This is a genomic window from Bradyrhizobium sp. 142 (assembly GCF_023074015.1).
Classification (GTDB): Bacteria; Pseudomonadota; Alphaproteobacteria; order Rhizobiales; family Xanthobacteraceae; genus Bradyrhizobium.
On sequence record NZ_JADPKQ010000216.1, the window covers coordinates 21,988 to 44,721 of the forward strand.

Annotated in this window: 17 protein-coding genes and 3 pseudogenes; 7 read left to right on the forward strand and 13 right to left on the reverse strand. The window is 62.1% G+C overall.

Going from position 1 to position 22,734, the window contains the following annotated elements; translation table 11 throughout:
* Positions 1 to 30 precede the first annotated feature (30 nt).
* The 5 genes from IVA82_RS19870 to bioB form a co-directional block, all read right to left on the reverse strand.
* Entirely contained in the window at positions 31 to 1,296 is a 1,266-nt protein-coding gene (locus IVA82_RS19870) for an adenosylmethionine--8-amino-7-oxononanoate transaminase (RefSeq protein WP_247493482.1), read from the reverse strand.
* Positions 1,293 to 1,925 carry a dethiobiotin synthase gene (gene bioD, locus IVA82_RS19875; protein ID WP_247493465.1) on the reverse strand — a complete coding sequence of 211 codons (633 nt, stop codon included), beginning with the start codon at positions 1,923 to 1,925 and terminating at the stop codon, positions 1,293 to 1,295. The genes IVA82_RS19870 and bioD overlap by 4 nt, the downstream gene beginning before the upstream one ends.
* Complete coding sequence (locus IVA82_RS19880) at positions 1,918 to 3,078, reverse strand: 8-amino-7-oxononanoate synthase (protein ID WP_247493466.1); 1,161 nt, start codon at positions 3,076 to 3,078, stop codon at positions 1,918 to 1,920. Before IVA82_RS19880 ends, bioD begins: the two co-directional genes overlap by 8 nt.
* 88 nt (positions 3,079 to 3,166) lie before the next feature.
* Positions 3,167 to 3,520, reverse strand: coding sequence for an aspartate 1-decarboxylase (gene panD, locus IVA82_RS19885; protein ID WP_247493467.1), 354 nt, complete (start codon positions 3,518 to 3,520; stop codon positions 3,167 to 3,169).
* A gap of 52 nt (positions 3,521 to 3,572) precedes the next feature.
* A complete protein-coding gene (gene bioB / locus IVA82_RS19890; RefSeq protein ID WP_247493468.1) occupies positions 3,573 to 4,568 on the reverse strand; it encodes a biotin synthase BioB in 996 nt (331 codons plus the stop codon).
* A 125-nt stretch (positions 4,569 to 4,693) separates the two neighbouring features.
* Between bioB and IVA82_RS19895 the strand changes: the two genes are divergently transcribed.
* The 4 genes and pseudogenes from IVA82_RS19895 to IVA82_RS19910 form a co-directional block, all read left to right on the forward strand.
* Positions 4,694 to 5,329: a GntR family transcriptional regulator gene (locus IVA82_RS19895; RefSeq protein ID WP_247493469.1), complete on the forward strand. Its 636-nt coding sequence runs from the start codon at positions 4,694 to 4,696 to the stop codon at positions 5,327 to 5,329.
* A gap of 155 nt (positions 5,330 to 5,484) precedes the next feature.
* A complete protein-coding gene (locus IVA82_RS19900; protein WP_247493470.1) occupies positions 5,485 to 5,844 on the forward strand; it encodes a Dabb family protein in 360 nt (119 codons plus the stop codon).
* Between the two features lie 115 nt (positions 5,845 to 5,959).
* Positions 5,960 to 7,348, forward strand: a complete 1,389-nt coding sequence (gene pabB / locus IVA82_RS19905; RefSeq protein ID WP_247493471.1) for an aminodeoxychorismate synthase component I — start codon at positions 5,960 to 5,962, stop codon at positions 7,346 to 7,348.
* Positions 7,345 to 7,455 (forward strand): annotated as a pseudogene (locus IVA82_RS19910) (aminodeoxychorismate/anthranilate synthase component II); the annotation flags it as partial. The gene pabB and the pseudogene IVA82_RS19910, both read left to right, overlap by 4 nt.
* A gap of 90 nt (positions 7,456 to 7,545) precedes the next feature.
* On the opposite strand, the gene IVA82_RS19915 reads toward IVA82_RS19910, so the two are convergent.
* The 8 genes from IVA82_RS19915 to IVA82_RS19950 all read right to left on the reverse strand — a co-directional run bounded on the left by IVA82_RS19915 (position 7,546) and on the right by IVA82_RS19950 (position 21,184).
* Positions 7,546 to 11,331 (reverse strand): AAA family ATPase, encoded by a 3,786-nt coding sequence (locus IVA82_RS19915; protein ID WP_247493472.1) that lies wholly within the window; start codon positions 11,329 to 11,331, stop codon positions 7,546 to 7,548.
* A gap of 3 nt (positions 11,332 to 11,334) precedes the next feature.
* Positions 11,335 to 12,567 carry an exonuclease SbcCD subunit D gene (locus IVA82_RS19920; protein ID WP_247493483.1) on the reverse strand — a complete coding sequence of 411 codons (1,233 nt, stop codon included), beginning with the start codon at positions 12,565 to 12,567 and terminating at the stop codon, positions 11,335 to 11,337.
* Positions 12,568 to 12,689: 122 nt separating this feature from the next.
* The gene (locus IVA82_RS19925) at positions 12,690 to 16,637 is read right to left on the reverse strand and encodes an AAA family ATPase (RefSeq protein WP_247493473.1); all 3,948 of its coding nucleotides are present in this window, start codon (positions 16,635 to 16,637) and stop codon (positions 12,690 to 12,692) included.
* Between the two features lie 168 nt (positions 16,638 to 16,805).
* Positions 16,806 to 17,858 carry a nucleotidyl transferase AbiEii/AbiGii toxin family protein gene (locus tag IVA82_RS19930; RefSeq protein ID WP_247493474.1) on the reverse strand — a complete coding sequence of 351 codons (1,053 nt, stop codon included), beginning with the start codon at positions 17,856 to 17,858 and terminating at the stop codon, positions 16,806 to 16,808.
* Entirely contained in the window at positions 17,851 to 18,441 is a 591-nt protein-coding gene (locus IVA82_RS19935; protein WP_247493475.1) for a DUF6088 family protein, read from the reverse strand. The genes IVA82_RS19930 and IVA82_RS19935 overlap by 8 nt, the downstream gene beginning before the upstream one ends.
* A 206-nt stretch (positions 18,442 to 18,647) precedes the next feature.
* Positions 18,648 to 19,586, reverse strand: a complete 939-nt coding sequence (locus IVA82_RS19940; protein ID WP_247493476.1) for a hypothetical protein — start codon at positions 19,584 to 19,586, stop codon at positions 18,648 to 18,650.
* Entirely contained in the window at positions 19,540 to 20,241 is a 702-nt protein-coding gene (locus IVA82_RS19945; RefSeq protein ID WP_247493477.1) for an SMC-Scp complex subunit ScpB, read from the reverse strand. The genes IVA82_RS19940 and IVA82_RS19945 overlap by 47 nt, the downstream gene beginning before the upstream one ends.
* Position 20,242: 1 nt before the next feature.
* Positions 20,243 to 21,184 (reverse strand): DUF1403 family protein, encoded by a 942-nt coding sequence (locus tag IVA82_RS19950; RefSeq protein ID WP_247493478.1) that lies wholly within the window; start codon positions 21,182 to 21,184, stop codon positions 20,243 to 20,245.
* Positions 21,185 to 21,271: 87 nt separating this feature from the next.
* Here IVA82_RS19950 and IVA82_RS19955 point away from each other — a divergent pair.
* From IVA82_RS19955 to IVA82_RS19965, 3 genes and pseudogenes are all read left to right on the forward strand, one after another.
* Positions 21,272 to 21,920 (forward strand): annotated as a pseudogene (locus tag IVA82_RS19955) (ATPase, T2SS/T4P/T4SS family); the annotation flags it as partial.
* Between the two features lie 7 nt (positions 21,921 to 21,927).
* Positions 21,928 to 22,288: pseudogene (locus tag IVA82_RS19960) on the forward strand (TrbC/VirB2 family protein).
* Positions 22,281 to 22,565: a conjugal transfer protein TrbD gene (locus tag IVA82_RS19965; RefSeq protein WP_247493479.1), complete on the forward strand. Its 285-nt coding sequence runs from the start codon at positions 22,281 to 22,283 to the stop codon at positions 22,563 to 22,565. The pseudogene IVA82_RS19960 and the gene IVA82_RS19965 overlap by 8 nt, the downstream one beginning before the upstream one ends.
* Positions 22,566 to 22,734 lie beyond the last annotated feature (169 nt).

Below are 22,734 nucleotides of genomic sequence, written 5' to 3' on the forward strand. Positions count from 1 at the left end.
GGTTGAGTTCCGGCTGAGCAAAGCGCGCCTTCAGCTCAGCGCATCAGCAGCGTCACGGATGCCGGCGTAGATCTCATCAAGGTCTGCCGCCGTGACGCAGTAAGGCGGCATCACGTAGATCGTATTACCGAGCGGGCGCAGCAGCAGATTTCGGTCCTTGAAGAATTGCTGAAGCTTCGGGCCGATGTCCGCGAGATAGCCCGCATCGCTCGTTTTCAGATCTAGCGCTGCGATGGTTCCGGTTCGACGGACGTTTGCAAAGCGCGGGTCGGTGTGGAATGGCGCAATTGCCTCCTCTTGCATCGTGGCCAGTGCCGCGACGCGACGGCGCGATTCCGGATCTTGCCAGAGATCCAGGTTGGCTTTTGCGGCGGCACAGGCAATCGGATTTGCGGTATATGAACTCGAATGAAAGAAGGTACGCGTACGATCCTTCGAACAATGGGAATCGAAAATATCGGCGCGGCAGAGTGTCACCGCAAGCGGGAGCGATCCGCCGGTGAGACCCTTGGAATAGCAGACGATATCCGGCGTGATATCTGCCTGCTCGCAAGCGAACAATGTTCCGGTCCGGCCCCAGCCGGTCATGACCTCGTCGGCGATGAACAGGACGTCCGAGGCCTCACAGATCCGCTTCATTTCTTCCAACACCCAGCTGGGATACATCAGCATCCCACCCGCGCCTAAGACTAGCGGCTCGACAATGAACGCTGCCGGCTTTTCCTTTCGGCACGCAGCTTCGAGCGCATCGAGCGTTGCCTGTTCATGGCCAAGCGCGGGAAACGGGACTGAAGCAACGTCGAACAGCAGCGGCTCGTAGGCTGCATTGAATACGCTTCGCGCGCCGACCGACATCGTCCCCACTGTGTCGCCATGATAGGAGTGCTGCATGACGATGAAGCGCGTCCGCGGCTTGCCGATGTTGTGCCAATAGCCGAGCGCCATTTTCAGCGCCACTTCCACGCAGGTCGAACCGCTGTCGGAGAAGAAGACATGGTCGAGGCCACGGGGTGCGAGTTCCAAAAGTTGCGAAGCAACTTCCTCGGCCGGATCGTGGGTGTAGCCGGCGAAGATGATCTGGTTGAGCTTGCCTGCCTGTTCTTGAATCGCGCTTACGATATGTGGATGACAATGACCGTGCGTCACGACCCACCAGGATGAGATTGCATCTATGATGCGACGGCCATCTGCGGCGTGGAGATAAGCACCATCACCACGCACAACCTTTGTCATCTCGTCTTGAAGCGCGTGTTGCGTGAATGGATGCCAGATCGGCGACGTCGTCTTTGGCATCATGGCTTGAAATCGCCAGAGATAAACGAACCCTTGAAGACAGCCTGCAGTCTGTCTGGCGTGAGAGGAGAAAGCCATGGCAATCGCCCCAGCCAACGCACCCGCCCGATGTCGCAAACTGCGCTCTCAGTCTCCGCATTTCTCTCGCCGATGAATGCAATCCCGAGAATGCGGATCTGACGCTTCCGCAGCGCCTCTATCGACAGCAGTGAGTGATTGATGGTGCCGAGGAGCGTGCTCGCGCAAAGCACGACGGGAAGTCGCCATCGTTCGAAGATGTCAATGTAGAGTGTGCCGCCATTCAGCGGCACCATCAGCCCGCCGGCGCCCTCGATCACCAGCGGTCGCTCCCCTGCGTCCGGCACACGAAGCGAATCGGCGTCGATGCGTACGCCATCGATTTCGGCGGAATGATGCGGCGAAGCGGGCGTTCGAAGACGGTAAAGCTCCGGAACGATGCGATCAGCTGAGAGGCCGCCCAAGCGTGCGACGAGCTCCGTATCGGTCTCGCTTTCGAGGCCGGCCTGAATCGGTTTCCAGTAGCTCGCCCCGAGGAGATGAGCGAGGCCTGCGGAAAACACCGTCTTCCCGATCCCGGTATCCGTACCGGTCACCACGATCGGCTTACTCATCGAACGTTTCACCTCTCGTCTCCTCGCTCAGCGCGTCGAGCATTGCACGCACGTCATCCTCCCCGACGTTGAGTGTCAGCGAAATTCGCAAGCGGGCCGTGCCCGCCGGCACGGTTGGCGGCCTGATTCCGCGGATATCGAAGCCGCAGGCCTGCAATGCAGAGGCGAGCCGCATTGCACGGCCATTGTCGCCGACGATGTAGGGCACGATCTGGGAGTCCGAAGGACTCCGGAGACCGCGCACACCGATCTCTCGATGCACGAATGCGACGAGGTTGGCCAGACGCTGTTGACGCTCGGGCTCCTCCTGCAGTATCAAGAGGGCTTCCCGCACCGCGACGGCCATCAACGGCGAGGGCGCGGTGGCGAAGATAAATGGACGGCAGCGATTGACCATGAAATCGCGCAGCACTCCGGAAGCAGTGACGAGCGCGCCGGCAGCGCCCAGCGCCTTGCCGCAGGTATGAACCACCAGGAGATTTTCGCGTCCCTCATAGGGCGCGGTGAGCCCGCGTCCCCCCTCGCCGTAGACGCCCGTGGCATGAGCCTCATCCACCATCAGGAACGCGTCGTGCCGGTCGGCGATGGCGACCAGCTCTTTAACCGGCGCGAAATCGCCGTCCATGCTGTAGAGACTTTCGATCACGATCCAGATCCGGCCGGTCCCGCCGTTCGCGCGCCAGTCGCGAATTGTGCTTTCGACCGACTCGGGGTCGTTATGGGCGCTTATCCGAAAGTCGGCCCGGCCAGCCCGCGCGCCTTCATGAATGCTCGCGTGCACGAGAGAATCGAGAACAAGCAGATCGCCCCGCTGCGGCAGCGTTGTCAGAATAGCAAAGTTTGCCACATAACCGCCGCCAAAGAACAGCGCCGTTTCTGCGCCGAAGAACTGAGCCGCTTCTGCTTCGAGACGTTCGTGCTCCTCGCAATTGCCGCGCAGAAGCCGCGAGCCGCCGGCTCCGATCGGTGTGCCCGTATGAAGCGCGGCAGAAACAGCCTTCTTCATACGCGGCGCGCTGGCGAGCGCCAGATAATCGTTCGAGGTAAAATCGACACCAGCGCTGGCCTTAAGGCCGCGCAGCCGGTTGTCCTCGCTCAGGGCCTGCAAGGCCGCGGCATAGTGGGCAACTTTGGCCGTATGGATTGGCCGCATTCTTCACTCCGTGGCGCGCCATAAAATCGTGCAAAAAATTCCGTTGCCCGCTAAGGAGACAAGCTCCAACCTTGGCCGTCGCGGGCTTTCAACCTGGCAAAATGCGATTTTCGCGGTCAACCAGCACCACGCGCGGTCTGAAAGTCTTTGCTTCCGCCTCATCAAAGGAGGCATATGCAACGATAATGATTTTGTCTCCGGGCATCGCGAGCCGCGCGGCCGCACCATTCAGGCCTATGATGCCCGACCGCTGGGGCGCCTCGATCGCATAGGTGGCGAACCGCGCTCCGGTGTCGATGTTGTAGATCTCGACACGTTCGTTGATCAGGAAGCCTGCGGCATCGAGCAGCGTACGATCAATCGATATCGAGCCTTCATAGTGCAGATCGGCTTCGGTCACCGAGGCGCGATGGATTTTGCCTTTCATCAAGGTAATCTGCATTTTTCACCTATATTGAAATTTGCCGCAGGGTGCCCGCTTCCCGCCTACTTAGTCAGGCAAGGCCGGACCTGATGCCAAGGCGGTTCAGCAAATGAGCGTCGCGCTCGACTTGCGGGTTTTTGGTGGTCAACAGCACGTCGCCGATGAAGATCGAATTCGCGCCAGCCAAAAAACACAGCGCCTGCAGTTCATCGCTCATATATTGCCGTCCGGCGGACAACCGCACGACGCTCGTGGGCATCATGATGCGGGCCGTCGCGATCAGGCGCACCAGCGCGATCGGATCGGGCCGCTCGGCGACGTCATTGACCGGCACGCCCTTGACCTCGTTCCAAAGGTTGATCGGCACGCTTTCAGGATGATTGGGAAGATTCGCGAGCAGCACGAGCATGCCCAGGCGATCCTCGATTCGCTCGCCCATGCCGATGATGCCGCCGCAGCAGACCTTGATGCCGGCCTCGCGCACATGCGCAAGTGTGTCGATGCGGTCCTGCAAGGTGCGGGTGGTGATGATCTTGCTGTAGAAGTCCGGTGAGGTATCGACGTTGTGATTGTAGAAGTCGAGCCCGGCGTCCGCGAGCTGTGCGGCCTGCGTCGATGTCAGCATGCCGAGCGTGACGCAGGTTTCCATGCCGAGATCCTTGACTGCTCTGACCATGTCGCAGACAGAATCGAGATCGCGGTCTTTTGGACTGCGCCAGGCCGCGGCCATGCAGAAGCGGGTAGCACCAGCGTCCTTGGCGCGCTGCGCGGTGGCAACCACGTCGGCGTAATCCATCAGGCGGGTGGCTTTCAGGCCGGTGTCATAGTGCGCGCTCTGCGAGCAGTAGCCGCAGTCTTCCGAACAGCCGCCGGTCTTGATGCTGAGCAGACTTGCTGTTTCGACGTGGTTTGGGTCGAAGTTCTCGCGATGAATGCCCTGCGCCTGAATCATGAGGTCGGCAAACGGCAGACCGTAGAGCGCTTCCGCCTCGGCGCGTTTCCAGTTGTCGCGGACCGGCACGCGGTCGCCGCTGTCGCTCCGTTCAACTGCCGCTGCAGCAACCATAAGACTTGCATTCCCGCCCGCGCCAGATCATAGATAATATCTATATTTATCTATGATCATCGATTTCGCGCTGGATGATAACTGATGCTGCACGCGGACGCACCCTCTTTTGTGATAGATAATCTATGACAAACGACGAAAACGCGACCATTACGACACGTATTGCAGAGGTCATCGGTGATCGCATTATCAGCGGTGCGCTGCAGCCCGACGCCCCACTCCGACAGGATCATGTCGCGCGGGAGTTCAATTCCAGCCATGTCCCGGTGCGCGAGGCCTTTCGCCAGCTGGAGGCGCAACATCTTGTCGTCGCGGTGCCGCGCCGGGGTGTGCGGGTTGCCCCGCTCGATACCAAGTCAGTCAAGGAGATCGCAGAGATGCGTGCCGCGCTCGAAGTGGTCGCGTTGCGCAATGCGGCTCCGAAGATTACATCGGCCCATTTGGCGCGGATCGAGCTCGCCCTGATTGAAGGAGACAATGCCCAGACAATCCAGGAGTTTGAGATGGCCAACCGCGCGTTTCACCACGCGCTGGTGGCGCCCTGCGCGATGCCGCGCCTGCTCGCGAGCCTCGGCGGGCTACAGCTTGCAAATTCGCGGTTGGTGTTCGCGATGGCGCGAAGTAGCGGCTGGCGACCGCGGTCCAATCAGGATCACCGCCTGATTCTGCAAACGTTGCGAGCGCGCAATGTCGATCAAGCCTGTAACCTGCTCGCGCGCCACATCCAAACGATTGAGCGCCTTGCCCTTCCCGCGTCCTGACGAGATCTGGCCAGTTCCGTTGCGAAACCGAAGCCGTCGCCGGGGTGATCGTCGACCGTCCTGCTGCACGACGCGGCAGGCGACTGCCGCCATTGCAGCGGGCTCGATCCCAAGATAGTGATGCGCGGGCGTGCGACATCACCCTACGGCCAGCCATGATACGTCACATCGTCTTGTTCACCGCCAAGGATAGGGCTCATATCGACCAGATCATCGAAGGTCTCTCAGTCCTCACGACAATCCCACATGCACGTCGGCTCGAGATTGCTCGCAATGGCAAGACGGACCAGCTTGGCAACGACATTGACGTCGTGGTCTATGGTGAGTTCGATAGCGAGACAGAACTTGCGGCTTACAAAGCGCACGATCTGTACCAGGAATCGATCAGGCGGGTTCGACCGCTACGGGAGCTGCGCTTCGCGGCCGACTACAGTCTCTCAACAGATACGCATTTCGTCTCAACGGCAGGAATAACCCAAGTTGCTCGGCGTACCTTGCCGACTGGCCGGGATTGATTTGAGAATCGGTCTCAGGAGCTTGCCGATCCCAGACGAGCATCCCTCTTGTTGGGAGAGGAATCGCGATCGCAGCGCGCCTCACCGCACGCCAGTCATCGGCAATTGGCAGAGCATGCACGTCCGCGAACTGCAGTGGATTGACCCAGTCGCCGCGATGCGACGTCTCGCGCATCGGCCGCACCTTACGTTTCTCGACAGCGCAGCCAGGCACGAGTCGCGCGGGCGCTGTTCATATCTGAGCTGCGAGCCGTTCAGCACCTACGTGGTCGCGGACGGACAGGCGAGTTGCAACGGAGCAGCTCTCAAGGGCGATCCATGGGAAGTTCTTCGCACCCTGCTCGCCAGCTATCCGCAAGAGCATCGCCCCGATCTCCCGCCGTTCCAGGGAGGCGCGGCCGGTTTTTTTGCTTACGATCTGAACAGGACATTGGAGCGTTTGCCGGCGCCCGAAAATCTCGGTCAGCGTTTACCCCAAGCCATCCTGCACTTCTATGACGTGGTCGTCAGCTTCGACCACCGTGACAACAGATGCTGGATCGTCTCGACCGGATGGCCGGAGCAGGATCCCGCTCGACGAATCGAGCGTGCACGCCGGCGAGCCGACGAGTTTGCCGCACTGCTTGCCAACCCAAAGTCGCCCCGGATTGTGTTCCCTAGCACAGCCGGCACATGGCATTCGAACTTCAGCCGTGAGGACTATATTGCCGCGGTGCGGCGCGTCATCGAGTTGATTCTGGCCGGAGACATGTTCCAAGCCAACATTGCGCAGCGCTTCAGCGCCAGGCTGTCGCCTCTGTTCGATCCGCTCACCTTCTATTGCCAGCTGCGGTCATTGAACCCAGCCCCCTTTGCGGCCTTGCTGCGCTACGGCACGCTGACCATTGCATCGAGCTCACCGGAACGATTCCTAAGGCTTGACGGACGATATGTTGAAACGCGACCCATCAAGGGCACGATCGCGCGTTCCGCCGATCCTAACGAAGACCACCGTCGTGCTGAAACTCTTCTCGCATCTGAAAAAGACCGTGCCGAGAATACGATGATCGTCGACCTCCTGCGCAATGATTTGTCGCGCGTCTGCACTGCGCATTCGGTCGATGTTCCTGCGCTGTGCAACCTCGAAAGCTATGCCTCAGTGCACCATCTCGTGTCGATCGTTACGGGTGAACTTGCAGAACACCAGGACGCTGTCACGCTGCTTCGCGCCTGCTTTCCTGGCGGCTCCATTACCGGGGCGCCAAAGGTGCGATCGATGGAGGTTATTGCGGAAATCGAGCGTGTGGCGCGAGAGGTCTATTGCGGGGCGATCGGCTTTATCGGTTTCAATGGGCATATGGACACGAACATTGCGATTCGCACTGTCACGATCGACGACGACCTGGCCGTATTTCATGCCGGCAGCGGGATCACGGCGATGTCGGATCCAGAGGCCGAATACGAGGAGACGCTCGCCAAGGCGCAGCGACTTTTTGCAGCATTTCACACATCCGGTGCACCTTGATTGTCATCATCGACAACTATGACTCCTTCGTTTTCAATATTGCGCGGTATTTTCGGAAGCTTGGTGAAGCAACGGAGGTGGTTCGGAACGATGCAGTCAGCCTTGCCGCTCAAATAGCGGGTACTGCGAATCCGCGGCAGGGGCCTTGGCCGTGATCAGCGCTTCCGCGATGCCGCCACTCTTGACCGCGCCGCCGTCTATTGCACGGCCTCGACAGCAGGCCACACCGTTCCCATTCCGGTAGAAACCCGAATCTCAGAGCGCCCCGCGCCGCACTTTTCAACGCGAACCTGCACGGCGATCCGCTCGATCATGGCGGCGACATGAGTGATGACGCCAACTTTTCGTCCTCGCCCCTGCAAGGTTTCCAATGCATCCACTGCCAACTCGAGCGTGTCGGCGTCCAGCGATCCGAAGCCTTCGTCGATGAACAGCGTATCGACAAAGGACGAGCGGCCCTCGAGGCCTGATAGAGCTAACGCAAGCGCCAACGAGACCAGAAATCGCTCGCCGCCGGAAAGACTCCGCGTCCCGCGAATCTCATCGTCCATGTCGCGGTCGATGATATAGAGTGCGAGATCTGACACCTTTCCCGGCGCGAGCCTGTAGCGGGGGCTCAGTGCATTGAGATGATCATTCGCGAGTTGCACCATGTGATCGAGTGTGATGCCCTGTACGAAGCGACGAAAGCGATCGCCATTGGCTGAGCCGATGGCATCATCGACCGCCTGCCAAATGGCAAGTTCCGCCTGTGCGGTTTCTATCTCCGCCGATAGGCTTGCAGCTATGCGGCGTGCGTCATCGTCGCGCGCGAGCGATGCGCAAAGTGTGCCGGTTCGTTGATGCAAATCGCCGATTTCCGTTGTCAGGGTTGCAACGGCGGCAGTCGATGCCTCCGCATCAGTTGTCTCGTCGAACCCTTCCAGCGATCTCTCAAGGTCTTCCCGACGCATCAGGACGGCGGCGTCCGCATCGTTTACGGTTCGGTCGATCTCTTGAATTCGTCTCCGTAGAGCTTTGCACACAGCTGGGTCGGTGGCAATCAGCGTGAACACCTGACCCGGCGATCGGGCGATATCCTGACAGGCCATATCGAAGGCCCCTTCGGCTGACGCGCGGCGATTCTTCGCGGCCTCCAATCCCGCGGCAGCCTCCTCACAGCGAGCACTGGCCGACTGGAACGCGCCGGCAGCAGCGGATTTCGCCTCCCGCGCCTTGGCGAGAGTTTCGCGAGCCGTTCGACGAGCTTCGTTGATCCGGGTCCGATGACTGGCAGTCGCCTCACCGCCAAGAAGTTCAGCTCGGGCGGTCGCCTTCTCTTCCACGACCAGTCGACGTTGATTGAGTTGGGCCGCGCTCACCGTCATTTGCGACCGTGCGTGCTCAAGCGAAACGGCCGCCGCCGCGCGGTCCGGCGCCAACCGTTGCAGCGTCATCTCGAGCTCACCAGCCCGCTTACGCAGTGCACCGTACTCTTGCGCAACTGCTGAAAGTCTGTCGGCGCAGCCCACCGGGTCGGCGTCAAGCAGCTCGATGGTTAGATCGGCTGCAACGAGGAATGGCCATATCTCGCGATCGATGGTAGCGAGGCTCTCTGCGAGCGCCGCTTCCCGGATTGTGGATTCCGCGGCTTTCAGTTGTCCAGCATGAAGTTCAGAACGTCGTTGGTCGACGCTTCGAACTGTCGATTCGATGGACCGAACGAGTGCGTCATGCTCCCTCTGCAAACCGTCGCTCTCGGCCCGAAGGCGCTGGGCGTCTGCGAGTGGAGCAGCAATCGAGATCCGTTCCGCCTTCGCGGCCGAGGCGAGCGCCGCCAATTCGCTCGTGGCTTGACTGTCGAGCGCGCGAGGCGCACTCCCCTTCACTCTCGCCTTGGAGCAAAGATCGCTCACCATTGGCCTTAGTTCGATATAAGCGCTCTCGGCTGCCGAAACCTGACCGCGCGCGATATCAATCACGCGGTTCGCCTCTGCTCGGCGCCCTTCTGTAGCGGCAAGTGCGCGTGTCGCGGTGCTGAGACGCTGGCCTATTGTAGCCAGCGCCGTATCCAGCTCTTCGCGACGACGGCGAACGGTTGCGACCATCTCGTTCAACGCGCTGGGGTGCGCAAGATGGGGATGGTCTGTGCTGCCGCATACCGGACACGCAACATTCGGAGTTAGCAGGCTGCGCAGATGGATGGCTTCAGAGGAGACAGCCTCGTCGGCCAGTTCCGCGAGCGGCACGATTTCGACGCGCGCGGTCCGACTGCGGAGTTGCTCGGATTCGGCGTCAGCGATTTGTCTGCTTGCTGCGCTCACATCCTGCGCCGCAATGGCGAGCGCCGATTCTCCGCGCGCTAGATCTCCAGACGCACGAATATGCTGCTCGCAAATGGTGCTTGCCTCGCGCAGCGCCTCAATCGCGCCTTTAAGATCGCTGTCACGTTGATGGAGCGTCGGCTCGTCAATTGCGGCAAGGCTATTGCGACACTGAGCGATATCGCGACTGAGGCGGTCTTTCCGCTCACGATCTGCCGCGAGCATCTCCGACAGCTCGCCTATCTCACCTTCCAAACGTGCGATTATTGCCGCAGATTCATCCGCCCGGGACGACGTCAGGCTGCGACTCTGTTTGAGAATGGCACGCCTCTCCAGCAGAACCGTCGCGTCACTGACGCGATCAGCAAGGAAAACGCGGGCTGATTGCTCCCTCAATTGGACCATTGTTATGCCCAGCGAGTCTGTGCATTGGCCAATAGCCTGATCAAGCGCTGCCAGCGCGTCTACGTTGGATCGCAGCGTCGTTTCCGCCTGCTGGGACTTCGCTGCCGCATCAGTAAGCTCGATCCTGGCCGCGGTCAGTTCGGCGTCGAGCTTCTCGGCTTCGCTCCAGAGGGGACCAAAGCGCTTGAAGAGGTCTTCTGCGGCCTCGTCGGCCGTTGCAGCGTCGGAGAGTTGACCTGCAGCGGCATCGTCGCGCGTTCGCGCTTCTTCGCGGGCAACGAGCAAATCGTCGAGGCGTGATTCAGCCTCCGTCGCCGTTCGCCGTGCATTGTCCATTTCTACCGAAAGCGGGCGAAGCGGCTCGACGCGATCAAATTCGGCAAGCGACCGATATTCATTGGCGGCCGCCTCACGCGCTGAACGCGCCGTTCCGGCTCGATCCACTGCTTGAGCAAGATCGCTTCTGGCGGCAGCGACGCGCTTGAAATGATCGAGCCGCCCGTCGTGTTGATCACGCTCCGCGGCTTTCTGGGCAATAGCCGACGCAAGCCGACTTTGCTCGTCCAGCAATGCTTGCCTGGCAGCAGCATCGAGAAGGCCGATGTCACCACGACGCTGCTCCAGCTGCTCGACGGCCCTTCGTCGAGCCTCCGTGCCCTCACGGACGCGGATCGAGATCGTCGCGTAGATTTCAGTGCCTGTGATTTTCTCAAGCAATTCTGCGCGCTCGCCGTCAGCGGCGAGTAGGAAGGCGTCGAATTCGCCCTGAGCGAGGAGTACCGTTCGTCGGAACTGATCGAACGTAAGCTCGGTCCTCGCTTCTACCGCCTCGCGAACCTGAGTCTTGCCGGTCGCCACGGCGCTGCCGTCGTCAAGGCGATACAGCACGCGCTGCTCATTCTGAAGCCGGCCATTTGCCCGCCCGCGCGCGCGGTTGGCTTCCCAGCGGGCACGGTATCGCTCACCGTCCTGCCCGACGAAATCTACCTCGGCATAACCGCCGCCGGCACCTCGGCGCAGGATCGCCCGGCCGTCATGAATCGAGATCGGCTCTCCACTAGGGTCGGGAGCATTCTCGCGCCGGCCGACAGAGACGCGGGGGTATTCGCCGTAGAGCGCGAGGCACAGTGCATCGAGAATGGTCGACTTTCCGGCGCCAGTCTCGCCCGTGATGGCGAAGAGACCGGAACCCGCGAACGGTTCTGCTGCAAGATCGATTTCGAAAGGTGCCGCAAGACTGGCCAGATTTTCGCCGCGGATCGCCAGAATTCGCATGGGTCAAGCCTCCGCCCGTGCGCGGTGGAAGACATCCAGATGGGCAACACCCGGCGCCGCGCCAAACTCACGCTCGAACGCGAGCTTAAACATGTCCTCTGGATCTCGTTCCGCCAACCGAAGCAGAGGATCCGTCAGGACCGTCTCGTTCAGCGTACCGGGTAGAGTGGCGACGCGAGTATCGACAACGCGTACAGGAAAGTTCTCGGTGATGCGGTCGATCTCCTCTCTGAATCCAGAAGGCAGCCCGTGACGAGCAAGTCTGATCTGGACGAACGGCCGCTCGTTGATCGGCAGATCTGGCTCAAGATCCAATGCCGTCAGGTGATCGCCAAGTTCAGTCAAACGCATATCATCGGACTCCGGCAGCCGCAGGAAAGGAACCGGCCGATCGATGGGGATATGCTCTGACGTGACCTGCGCACCGTCGACGCTCACAAGCGTCACTCCATGAGCGTAAGGCTGCTCGGTTGCCGACAAGGGGATCAATGATCCAGAATAGCGAACGCTATCGCGACCGATGGCCTGGGCCTTATGCAGATGACCAAGCGCGACGTAACTTGCTTCTGTCGGGAACACATCATGCGGCACGGCATGTTGACCGCCGACCAAGATCCGACGCTCGGCGCCTTCCGACTCGATGCCACCCGCGACGTGGAGATGACCCGTAAGGACAAACGGCAAACCATCCATCTGTCCCCGTAACGTGTCGAGCAATTCCGCGTAAAGACTGCGTACTCCGGCGACGACGGGAGAGCCAGACTCGCCATCCAGCCGCGTCAAATTCGGGAGGCAGGCGGCAGTTGGGTAGGAGACCGCCAGCACGTGAGCGGCCATTGCACCGCTGGCGTCGAAAATCGGCACGAGGTGTTGCGCCGCCTCGATCCGCCTATCGCGCCGCCGCACATTTCCAACGACGTGAATATTAAAGGCTTCTAACAAAGGCCGCGGCGCTTCCAACCGTCCGGCGGCGTCATGATTGCCGGCAACGATCACTACGGTCATTCGTGGTTGCGCGCGGCTCAACCGTACAAGCGCGTTGTAAAGGAGTTGCTGCGCCTCTCCTGACGGATTCTGACTGTCGAACACATCGCCGGCGACCACGAGCGCGTCGACATTCCGCTCGACGACGATCTCTTCGAGGCGTTTAAAAACCGTGCGGTGCTCGTGCTCTCGAGAGAATCCACGCAATGTTTGACCGATGTGCCAATCGGCTGTGTGCAAGATGCGGATCATTCTTCCTCCGGCTCGTTCCTGCCTGCGGTCCGCCCAACGAACGAGCAGTGCGGTCATCAGGAATCCATCAAGGACCACAGGCTGAGGACATTCTGGCTGATCGTCACACGAAGACCGGATGTTTAGAAGATCGTGCCATGCACCTTCCACACATCATCGACGACCGAGATGCCGGGGATCGCGCCGCCCGCACCGGGAAATTGCACATATTCCCCCTCTCCAGCTTGGCCCACATTTTCCAGGTAGTAGACGGAAGCGTTGCCGGGCATCTGTTTGCCAAGTCGCTTCAGGTAGGCGAAGTGGTCTGACGAATGAACGTCCGGCCGTGCCACAACGGCCAGGATCCGCCCCGCCAAATGGGATAGGTCGGTCGCTCGTCCAAGCAGCACATGGCCCTTGTCCGGCGCCACCGGAAAGGCGCTATCGCCAGCGACGACGGCCGCCGCGACCACCTGGGAGAGGATAGCCGAACCGGTTGCGGGAATCGCCTCGTCATGAGATTTCGCCGGCACCGTCTCGTCAAACAAGACACCGACGATCTTGCTCAACGTGGCGCTGCTGCGCTGAACGAAGTGCGTCGGTGGTACGCGCGAACTCGCCGATGGCATGCTCTCCAAGACAATCCGCGACAGATCAGCCTTATCGATGCCGATGCGGCGTGCGTAGGTTTTCCCCGGCGTTTGCACGATAGCGAGGTCACCGTTGCGAACCTCGGCGGTCAGCGAGACGATCAGGGTCTGGCCGGGAAAGGCCACCAATCCCAATGTCGGCGCGCGCAGCGTGAAGAGCGAGATGTCGCCTAGCGACCCAAGCTCGAATTGGTCCTTTGCATCTTCGATGCTGGTAAGGGGAGCGCCGACCTCATGGGCGGCAAGCCGCCCGAGGACCGATATCGGCTTGGCCGGCAAGGGAACGACGTTCGGTTCGGCTGGAGCCTTCGTGGCCTCCGCCAGGGCTTGTTCCGGCGGCAATCGGCCCATGAACCTGGCATAGGCGAGCCAACAGGCGTCGATCGCGGCGAAGACATCCTCATAATCTTGGCGGACGATATCCGCATCGACGGGCGTGAGCTGATCGGCCTTGCCGTGGTGCGCCTTGTTGATCGCGTCCCGGAATGGCGCACCGGCCTTCAGGGCAGGCAGCTCGCTCAGCTTGCGGAACGGCTCTTCGTTGAACGGCCGCTCGCCTCTGTTTCGCGCGTTGGCGATCTTGCCGAGGAGATCATTCAGCGTCGGGTCTTTCAGGACCGCGGGATCGGACGCCAGCAGATCCCAAAGCTTAATCTCGATGCGGACGCGGACGGGATGAACGAATGCCCGCGCGAGCGTGACATCATTCGGATCGGTCTTTTGCCAGTGTTCGCCGCGCAGCCTTGCTTCATCGGCGACGGGCGCCAGACTGACGGTGCATTTCGACGTCGAGATCGCCGAAAACTCCCACACCTCGGTGCGCCGGCCGGGCGTGGTGGTATTGTGCGCGGCGACGAACGCCTCGATGGTGGGGATGAAGCCAAAGTCGTTGCTGACGATCAGCGGGCTCATGTCCGCCGCGATCAGATGCGGAACCGTCGCTGCCAGATTGGCGACGTTGCCCGGATCGAGCAAATCCTGCGGATCATCCATCAGAATCGTCGAAATCCCTCCGGATCTCGCCCAGACCTGCTGCCATAGCGCAAGGACAAACGCCGACAAGTAGGCCCGCAAGGCCGAAGCGTTCATGACATGATGCGCCTCGACCAGATGCTTGCCTTGTGCCGCCAGGAACGTAAAGCCGTCGCTGTTGGCCGGGTCCAACCCCGCGTAGGCAGGTGCTTGCAGGAACTGCGCCTTGTACATGCGCTGCGACCAGGCCGTTGCCTGCGAGTCGAGATCTAGAATCAGACCGGCGACCTGATCGTGAACAAGGGCTGGAAAGCGCGTGAACGGCTCAACTGCCTTCGCCGCACGATCAAGCTTTTCGATCCGCTCACACGCGGCCTTCCACTTCTCGCAGGTCAGCTTGAACTGGCCCAGTTGGCGACGCACGCCGGCGAATGCCGTCGCCGCCTCGAGGTAGGTGTTAAGGACGCTCAGTTGCCCGGCAACCGCGCGCTGATTGGCTGGGACATCGGTTTCCACCGCGGAGCGCAACACGCGCGCCACGGCGGACCTCGCGAATTCCGTGTTCGCGGCGCGATACCTGGCGAGACGAATCGCACGCCGCACCTTCTGAATCGCGCCGCGCAGGCCTTCGGCGTCGGGAATCTGTTGCGGGATGGCCATGCTCGGCAACGGCGCGCGGACGGGTGCGTTCGCCCAAGCCATGCGGCACAGTTCGGCGACGCCAGGTGCCATCTTGCGAAGGACCGGCGGAAAATCCGGTTGCTCGAAGACTTCCTTGGACAACGCTGCCTTATAGACCGTCGCAAGGTCATCCGGCACATCGTTAGATACAAAGGGCTGCAAACTCGCCGGCAACTGTCCGCGCAGCCCACGCATGGCGTCGCGTTCCCATTCGGCGCCGGTCTTCAACAGTGCTGAATCCGCTTTGCGGGCCTCCTCTAGCGCGTCGGCCACGGCCTGATCCAGCAACGCGTCCCGAGGGATCGCCCCGGGTTGCGTGAGATCGCGATCGCAAACTGGACATGTCGAGAAAGGCTGCCCCGGATGAGCAGCCTCATGCCATCTAGCAACCAGGCCGTAGAGGCGCAGCCGATCCGAACGACTGGCATCCGACAGGCGATTGACCAGGCTCTTGGCCTCGGCCTCGATGCCTTCGAGGACCTTTTCGGCACATTCCAAGTCCGTCTCATGCAGTTCGCCGAGGTTCGCGGCGAGTTGCATGGACGGCAGTCCCCTCAAGGCGGCGCCGCTGAAACAGTTTTGAGCGGCCGTCAGCGCGTCTCTGAACCGCTTAATCTCGATATCCGACGTCAGGGGCGGCAGGGCGCCCAGAATCAACGTCGCTTCCTCGGCCGCCTGGTCCTCGACCGCCTTGAGGCGCTTCTCGGCATCCGTGAGGCCAGCCACCCATCCCTCGCGATCTCCGTCGGCGGGAACGACGACGCAATCGAGGTTCGGCAGATCCTTCCCGTCCTTCAGAAGGTCGTCGAGGGTTTGCTTCTGGGCGCCCGCCGTCGTTTCGCAAGCTTCCTTCTCTTGCTTGGCCAGCTTCGGATACTTCTCGGCCAGCCGATCGTACAGACGCCCACTCCGCACGCCAAAATGCGCCAACGGCCGCAGGCCAGTCAGTGTCGACACGGCTTGGGACAGCGTGGTCTTGTCATCGAAGCGGGTCGCGGCGGCGATGCCGGGCATCAGGATGCCAACCTGAAGCGCCAGCTCGGATAGCCCCAATTTTTCCAGACCAATCACGCCGGTCTTGAATCCCTTCTTACCCTCCCGCTGGAGGTGGCGCTCAACCACGACCTCCCTCCTGTCGATCAACGAGCGAAACGAGAGCCGAACCCATGTGTCGACCTTCGGCGCGCCATCGACCGCTACCAGCTCCTGCTCGGTGGGAATTGGCACAATCGCTGGGATGTCAAATCCGCTCTTTTCCGCCTCAGCGCTGGCGACTTGCACCGAAATGCACTCATGCAACGGTGCCGGCAGCCCCTGCGAACGGTATCCATACCCCGTCAGGCACCAGCAAACGGCGCTGACCAGCGAGGTCTTGCCCGCCCCGTTGAACCCCCGAAACAGTGTGGCCGGTGCCGCGAGCTCAAGCTCGAACGGCTTGGGGTCTGAACCTCCCTCGGCGCAATGACGATGCAGCCCCCGGAAGCGATGCGCCTCGATCTTGCTGAGTTGCCATTTCTGAAATTCCGGCGGCGCCTTAGCCGGTGCGGACAAGGCTTTAGGTACATTGTCAAGCGCGGCGAGGACGCGATCCACCTCCCCATCCTGAATGGCAGTGTCTTTATCCGGATTCCAGTACGCTCGACGGTCTTGATTGTAGAACGCGAGAACAGCGCGGCTATCACTCAACGGCAGGGAAAATGTCTCTCCGCTAGCAACGTGCAGAACCTCTCCCGCGATGAGGTGAGATACGACTTCATCGAGGGTCATGTCTGCAATATTATGTTCCATCTCCACTCCTAAAATTATTCTTTGATCACAACTGGCGCTACTTTCATATCAGCGGCGGAAACGAAGAAGCGGGCGCCCAGATCTTTTGTGCGGCACGACGCAGGTTTACTGCAGACTTCGGCCAAGATGCGCAGCTCTCGTCCGTAGAAACACCGCAGCCAGACGTGATTACTGCGAAGCCGGCGAAGCATTGATGGTGTCCTGTAGTTTCTGGATGCGAGCAATGATCTCGTCGAACGATAGCGGTTTCTCATCGAACATCATCGGCGCCATATCGCGATAATCAGCGCGCAGATCCTTAAGCCGCGTCTCCAACGGCACAAGCTGCAACGTGCCTGGCCGCGCGGTGTCGTAGCTCGCCCAGGCGGAGCGGAAAAACACCGCCTTGTGGTTGGCGACCTGCTCGAGCAGCGCGAAGTCGGCGGCGGCCGCCTTTCCGTCTTCAGTGTCGAGCAGCATCGCGATGTCGTAATAGTGTCGGGAGAAATATTGCGGCGTCGGGGCGTCCTTCGGACGGTGCGCCTCCGCGTGCAGCGCCGTGGCCTTTTCCCAGAAGGTGCGCCGCACCGACAGCACAGTCACGGTGCAATCCGCTTCCTCGAAGAAGCCGGGAAACTCATCCGCTGCATACGGGCGGATGCTCTTCTCTTCGGTCGGCCATGGATCGCCGCGCGCGCCGAATTCCAGCTTCACCCTCGGCGTGATGTAGGCCATGCCTTCATACGCCTCCTTGGGCAGCGCGGTCGGGTAGTGGAAGTTCACGCTCTGCGGATCGCTCGGATCGATCTCCAAGGACCATTGGCCGTTTGTCGGCTCGCCGAGCTGCTTGGCGATCGCCGCGCGCAAGGCGGGCAGCAGCTTCTCGGCAATGTGCTTTTCGACGTCACCGACAAGATCCTCGATCAGCTTGCCCGCCTGCTTTTTGCTGATCCCATCCCTTCCCGGATCGCGGTCGCCGGTGTAGCCAAGATCGGCGCGGTCGAACGACAGGTCGATGTCCTCGGAAAAGCGGCGGATCGCGCCGAAGGCCTTGGACAAGGACGTCCCACCCTTGAAGACCAGGGTCGGCGCGTCTTCTTTCTGCAGCTCGAAGAGGCGTTTCAAGGTCCAGCAGACCCAGAAGTCCTTCTCGATGATGGTGTTGGCGACGCCACGCGCCGCGCCCGTCTCACCGAACAGAGCCGCGCGCTCGGCGCCGTCGATACGGGCGACCTTATCCATCGGCCCCACCGGAGATGGCGGCGATGGAGACGAGTGTCGGTCGCATCCATGCCGGCGCCCGGACGGCGCCCGTCGCGAGCGTCTTCTTGTCGCTTGCCGACAGCCGGCGCCCGGCGACGCGTGCGACATCGGTCGCCCGCACAGGGCCGAGATGCCGCAGAGCCTGAACGACGGTGCCGGCGAAGCTGCCCGGAGCGATCAGGTGTTTTGGCGAGGCGTGACGCAGATCAACGACCCGCTTGCCAAGCACGACACGGCGGGAGGGACCATCGGTCAGGTAGCTGTTCTTGGCCGGAACCTGGGTGGACAGGCCGAGCGCGTTCGCGGCGCGGGCGCCGGCGATCTGCACCTGCGAGCCGGTCTCCCGGGCGAGCGCCTGCGCGACGTCATCGGGCGCCGGCGAGAGCAGGCCGAGCTTCGGATGAAGCTTAGGGAAGTCGTAGAGGCCGCGCGCCAGACGTCGCAACTTGCCACCCCTGACCAGCCGGGACAGCGCCTGGTCAACGGCCGCGCGGCCGGCCACGTCCAGGAAATCGCTGGGCGTGAAGACGCCGCCGCGCCCGCCGGCGCGGGCGCGCTTCATGATCCGGTCCGGAACTGATGCGACGGGGGTTTTCATTGTCAGAAAATAATATATCTTTTTCTGACATTCAAGGCCTCGTTCGGGCCTTCCCTTCGGATGCCTCGCAGACAGTAAAGGCGTGTGCCAGAGCCCCGGCCGGCGTTCGTTAAGGGTCGCCCACCTCGGCCCAACAAAGACGATCCTGCTCGGCCTTGAGCGCATCGAGGTCACGGGGACAGGGCTGAGGTCAACATTGGCAGCGGCCAATGCCGGTACAGCGTGTCGACATGGTCTTGCGTCGCCGATTCCTGCGGCAGGCCCTCGGCAATCAGGCGCTCGAGGAGTTCGCGCGTCAGTCGCTCGGCATCCCACAGCGTCTCGCGCTCCTTGAATTCCAGTTCCCCCCAAACTTGGGAGCTCGCCTGCAGCCCTGCGAGCGTGAACATGCCGCATGCAGCCATCGCCTTGATCACCGCCACGACCGCGGGCATCCTCCGTCCAAAGGGGTTTTGATGGCCGGCGGGTGCATTCCAGAGCGGCGTGCCGTCCTCATAAGCTTCAACGTCCGCATAGAGCTTGCTCTCCCGCCGATAGAGCGTCGAATTCGGCACAATGAACTCGCCCATACTCCCCTCGAGATCGTGGGTGGTTCGCAAGGGCTCGACCACTTTCCGCAAGCGCGCGATGTCCTCGCTCCACCACTCGGCAAGCTGGGCGTAAATCAACCGCTCCAGGTGACCGTAGAAGCGCTCGATCAGCGTGCTGAGCTTGCCGGCTACGTGTTTCTCGGGGCAGCGCACCACATCCAAGAGGATGAGAATTTTCGCCGCCTCCTCCTTGGCGAAACCCTCGAGCACTTCGGCTTCCCGCGGCATCGCGTTCAGTTCAAGTGACGCCGACCAAAACCCTTTCGCGCTAGCATGGATGATCGGCAGCCCCTCGGCGATGAAGGCGAGCCGATCGGCCGCCGACATCTGACAAATTCGGTTAGCCTGTCTCTGCCCTATCTGCAATTTCTTCGCCATCGTCGTGGTCCTCGCCCCTCCAGCTGCATGTACACATCGGGCCGGGTAGCGGGAGCTTCTCCCTCGAGCGTCAAACGAGGGGCCGGATTGGCCATCAGCCGGCCAGCGGTTCGTCGCGCTCGAAAGGCTCATCATCACCATCGACGGCGGTCGCGTCGGCGCCCAAGCCGACGGGAAAGCCGTCCGCCAACAGTATGTCCTTGCTGAGCAGCCCGGCGTCCTCGAGCAGGTCGATGTCAGGCAGATCGCGCAAGGATTCGAAGCCGAAGTGCGACAGGAAGGTTTTCGTGGTCACGTTGGTATACGGCGCGCCAGGGGTTGGGCAGCGCGGCCCGGCCGCGATGAAGCCGAGCCCGCGAAGGTGACCGATCACATCCCGACTGATCTCCTTGCCGAACACCCGGCCGAGCTCGCCTCGGGTGATCGGCTGGAAATAGGCGATGCACATCAGGACGAGCGCCTCGGACTGCGACAGCGGTTTTGGCGCGGTGGCGCCGAGCCCGGTGGCGGCGCGGATCGCATCGGCAAAACCCGTTCTGGTGCGATGTTGAAGGCCGCCGGCAACCGACACCAGATCGTAAGGCCGGCCGCGCAGCTCGTCGCGAATCGCGTCGATGAGCAGATCGAGGTTGCAGTCGCGCCCGACCACCTTGGCAAGCACCTCACGCGGCACCGGCTCGGATGAGGCAAAAATCACCGCTTCGACCCGGCCCATCCACTCGCGCCAGCGCAGCTCCGGCGGCAGGTCGGCCAGTTCAGTGTCGAGATTCGCTTTCGGTCGCGCGCGCCGCCCCATCTCAGAGCCCGTACAATCGGAAGGTCGGCCGGCCGGTGAGCTCGCGCACCGCCCCGAGCGACACCAGCCGCTCGAACAGCCGACGCGTGCTGCGATCGCTCGCCGTCTTGCCGGCCCCGGCGGGCTGGGCATCTTCCATTAGGAGGATCGTAACCATCATGCCGGCGTCCTTGCCGCGCAGCTTCGGTGCGGCGGCGAGCAGCCGATTGGCCCGGCGCACGAGGTCGGCATAGAGATCCGACGCTGCTGCCGCGGCGCGTGCATAGGCCAGCGCACAAGCCATCAACCAGGATTCGTCCGGGCCGCCCGCCTTGCCAGCGGCACGCAGATCACCGCGTCGAACCTGGCCGGCGATCAGCGGCACGGCCATCGGCCATTTCAGGCGATGTGCGAGCACGATGTCCGCCAGCCACAGGGCAAAGGGCTCGCAAGCGGGCACGAAGCGCATGCTCATCGCCGCGACCTCGGCGGCGGCCGCGACGGCGCTTCCCTGTCCTGCCGCCAGCTTCGCCGCGGCAGTGACGACGTCCACGAGCGCGTCATCGCAGCGCAGCTCAAATAGCACGGGCAGCGTGATCAGCCAGTCCTCCGGCGCCATCGCGGCCCGCTCGCCGAGAGACCGCCAAGCCCTGAGGATGCGCCCGCCGGGCCCGGGATCGTCACCGGCGCGGCGCAGATACCAGGCGTCGCGCAGCGCCGCCTCGCCTTCGGTGCGCCCGCCGGTCCGGGCGAGGACGGCGGCATTGGCCAGCGATAATCGATGCCGCCAGAGCAGGCCGAGCCGGTGCTCGCTGCGGGCGATCGGATGGATGGCGGCGAGCGCCGCGCCGGCGAAAAACATCGCATCGTCAGCTACTTCCGCTGACACGACCTGTCGTGCCCATCCTGGAAACGGCGGGAAGGTCGGCGGGGTCTCGGGGATCATGCGCGCACGCGAGGCCATGCCGCAGTGTGCCACGCGGCGGCGCTTTGTGCCATGTAGGGCGCACCAAACCGCCGCACTTGTCCCCAAATAACAACGATCGATGACCCCGTCGTCGGCGCCCCCACATTCACAATTCGAAAGCGGGCTTCGCGTCTCTTCGATCTCGAGGATTACATGACGCAGGGCGTGATGACGGCCGACCACCTCGCGGTCATCCGCAAGGCCATCGCATCGCGCCTGAACATCGTGGTGTCGGGCGGCACGCGCCAATGCCGCGATCGCGGCGATCGTCGCGCACGCGCCAGAACACCGTCTGGTCATTCTCGAAGACACCGCCGAGATCCAGTGCGCGGCCGAAAACGCCGTCTCGCTTCACACCAGCGACACGGTCGATATGGCGCGCCTGCTCAAGAGCACGATGCGTCTGCGCCCTGACCGCATCATTGTGGGAGAGGTGCGCGACGGCGCCCCGCTCACGCTGCTCAAGGCGTGGAATACCAGCCATCCGGGCGGCATCGCCACCATTCACGCCAATAGCGCCATGTCGGCGTTGCGCCGTCTGGAACAGCTCACAGCCGAAGCCAGTCAACAGCCCCTGCGCGAGGTCATCGGCGAGGCGGTCGCTCTCATCGTCTCGATCGAACGAACGCATCGCGGCCGCCAGGCCCGCGACGTGCTCCATATCGAGAGCTTCTCGGCGGGCCAATACCGAACCCAATCCTATACCCCGAAGGAGGAGCGCCATGTCGCTTAAGCGCATGATGATGGTGGGTGCCGGCGGCCTGCTGCTCGCACTCGTGGTGTTGGATCCAGTTTTTGCGTCGACCAGCGGCGGCGGCAATCTTCCCTGGGAGAGTCCGCTTCGGCAGATCCAAATCCATCACCGGTCCCCTCGCCGGCTTCATCGCGCTTGCGGCTGTGGCGGTTGCAGGCGGCATGCTGATCCCCGGTGGCGAGTTCAACGATTTCGCGCGGCGCCTCATGTATGTCGTACTCGTCCCAGGTAATCTCCTGGGCGCCACGCAGATGGTCGCACTGTTCGGTGCAAGCGGCGCGTCAATCGGCGATGTCACGAGCACGATGCCGATCGCCGGAAGGGCAGGGGACCTCGGCCATGACTGAGGTCGGCACCAATCTTCGACGCAACCGGATCCGTCGCGCGCTGTCGCGGCCGAACCTTCTCTTCGGCGCAGATCGCGAGCTCGTGCTGCTAACGGGGCTTGCCGCCGTCATCCTGATCTTGGTCGTGCTTACCTGGTACGCGGGGATCCTCGGCGCGCTGATCTCAGCTCTGCGGATGGTGGCGAAGGCTGACCCGATGATGCGGCGGGTCTATGCGCGTCACATCTCCTATCGGCCTCTCTACCGGGCGACCTCGACGCCCTGGCGCCGTCACTGAGGTCCGCTCATGATCGCGCTGCGCTCCTTCCGTCACTCTGGCCCATCCTTCGCCGATCTCGTGCCGTATGGGGCCAGGCAAAACGCCGGTGTGATCGGCATCGCTTTCTTTTGCGGGTCGAACAGCGGCTCGAAGCCGTTGTAGCAATCGGCTTGCAGGATACCGGCGA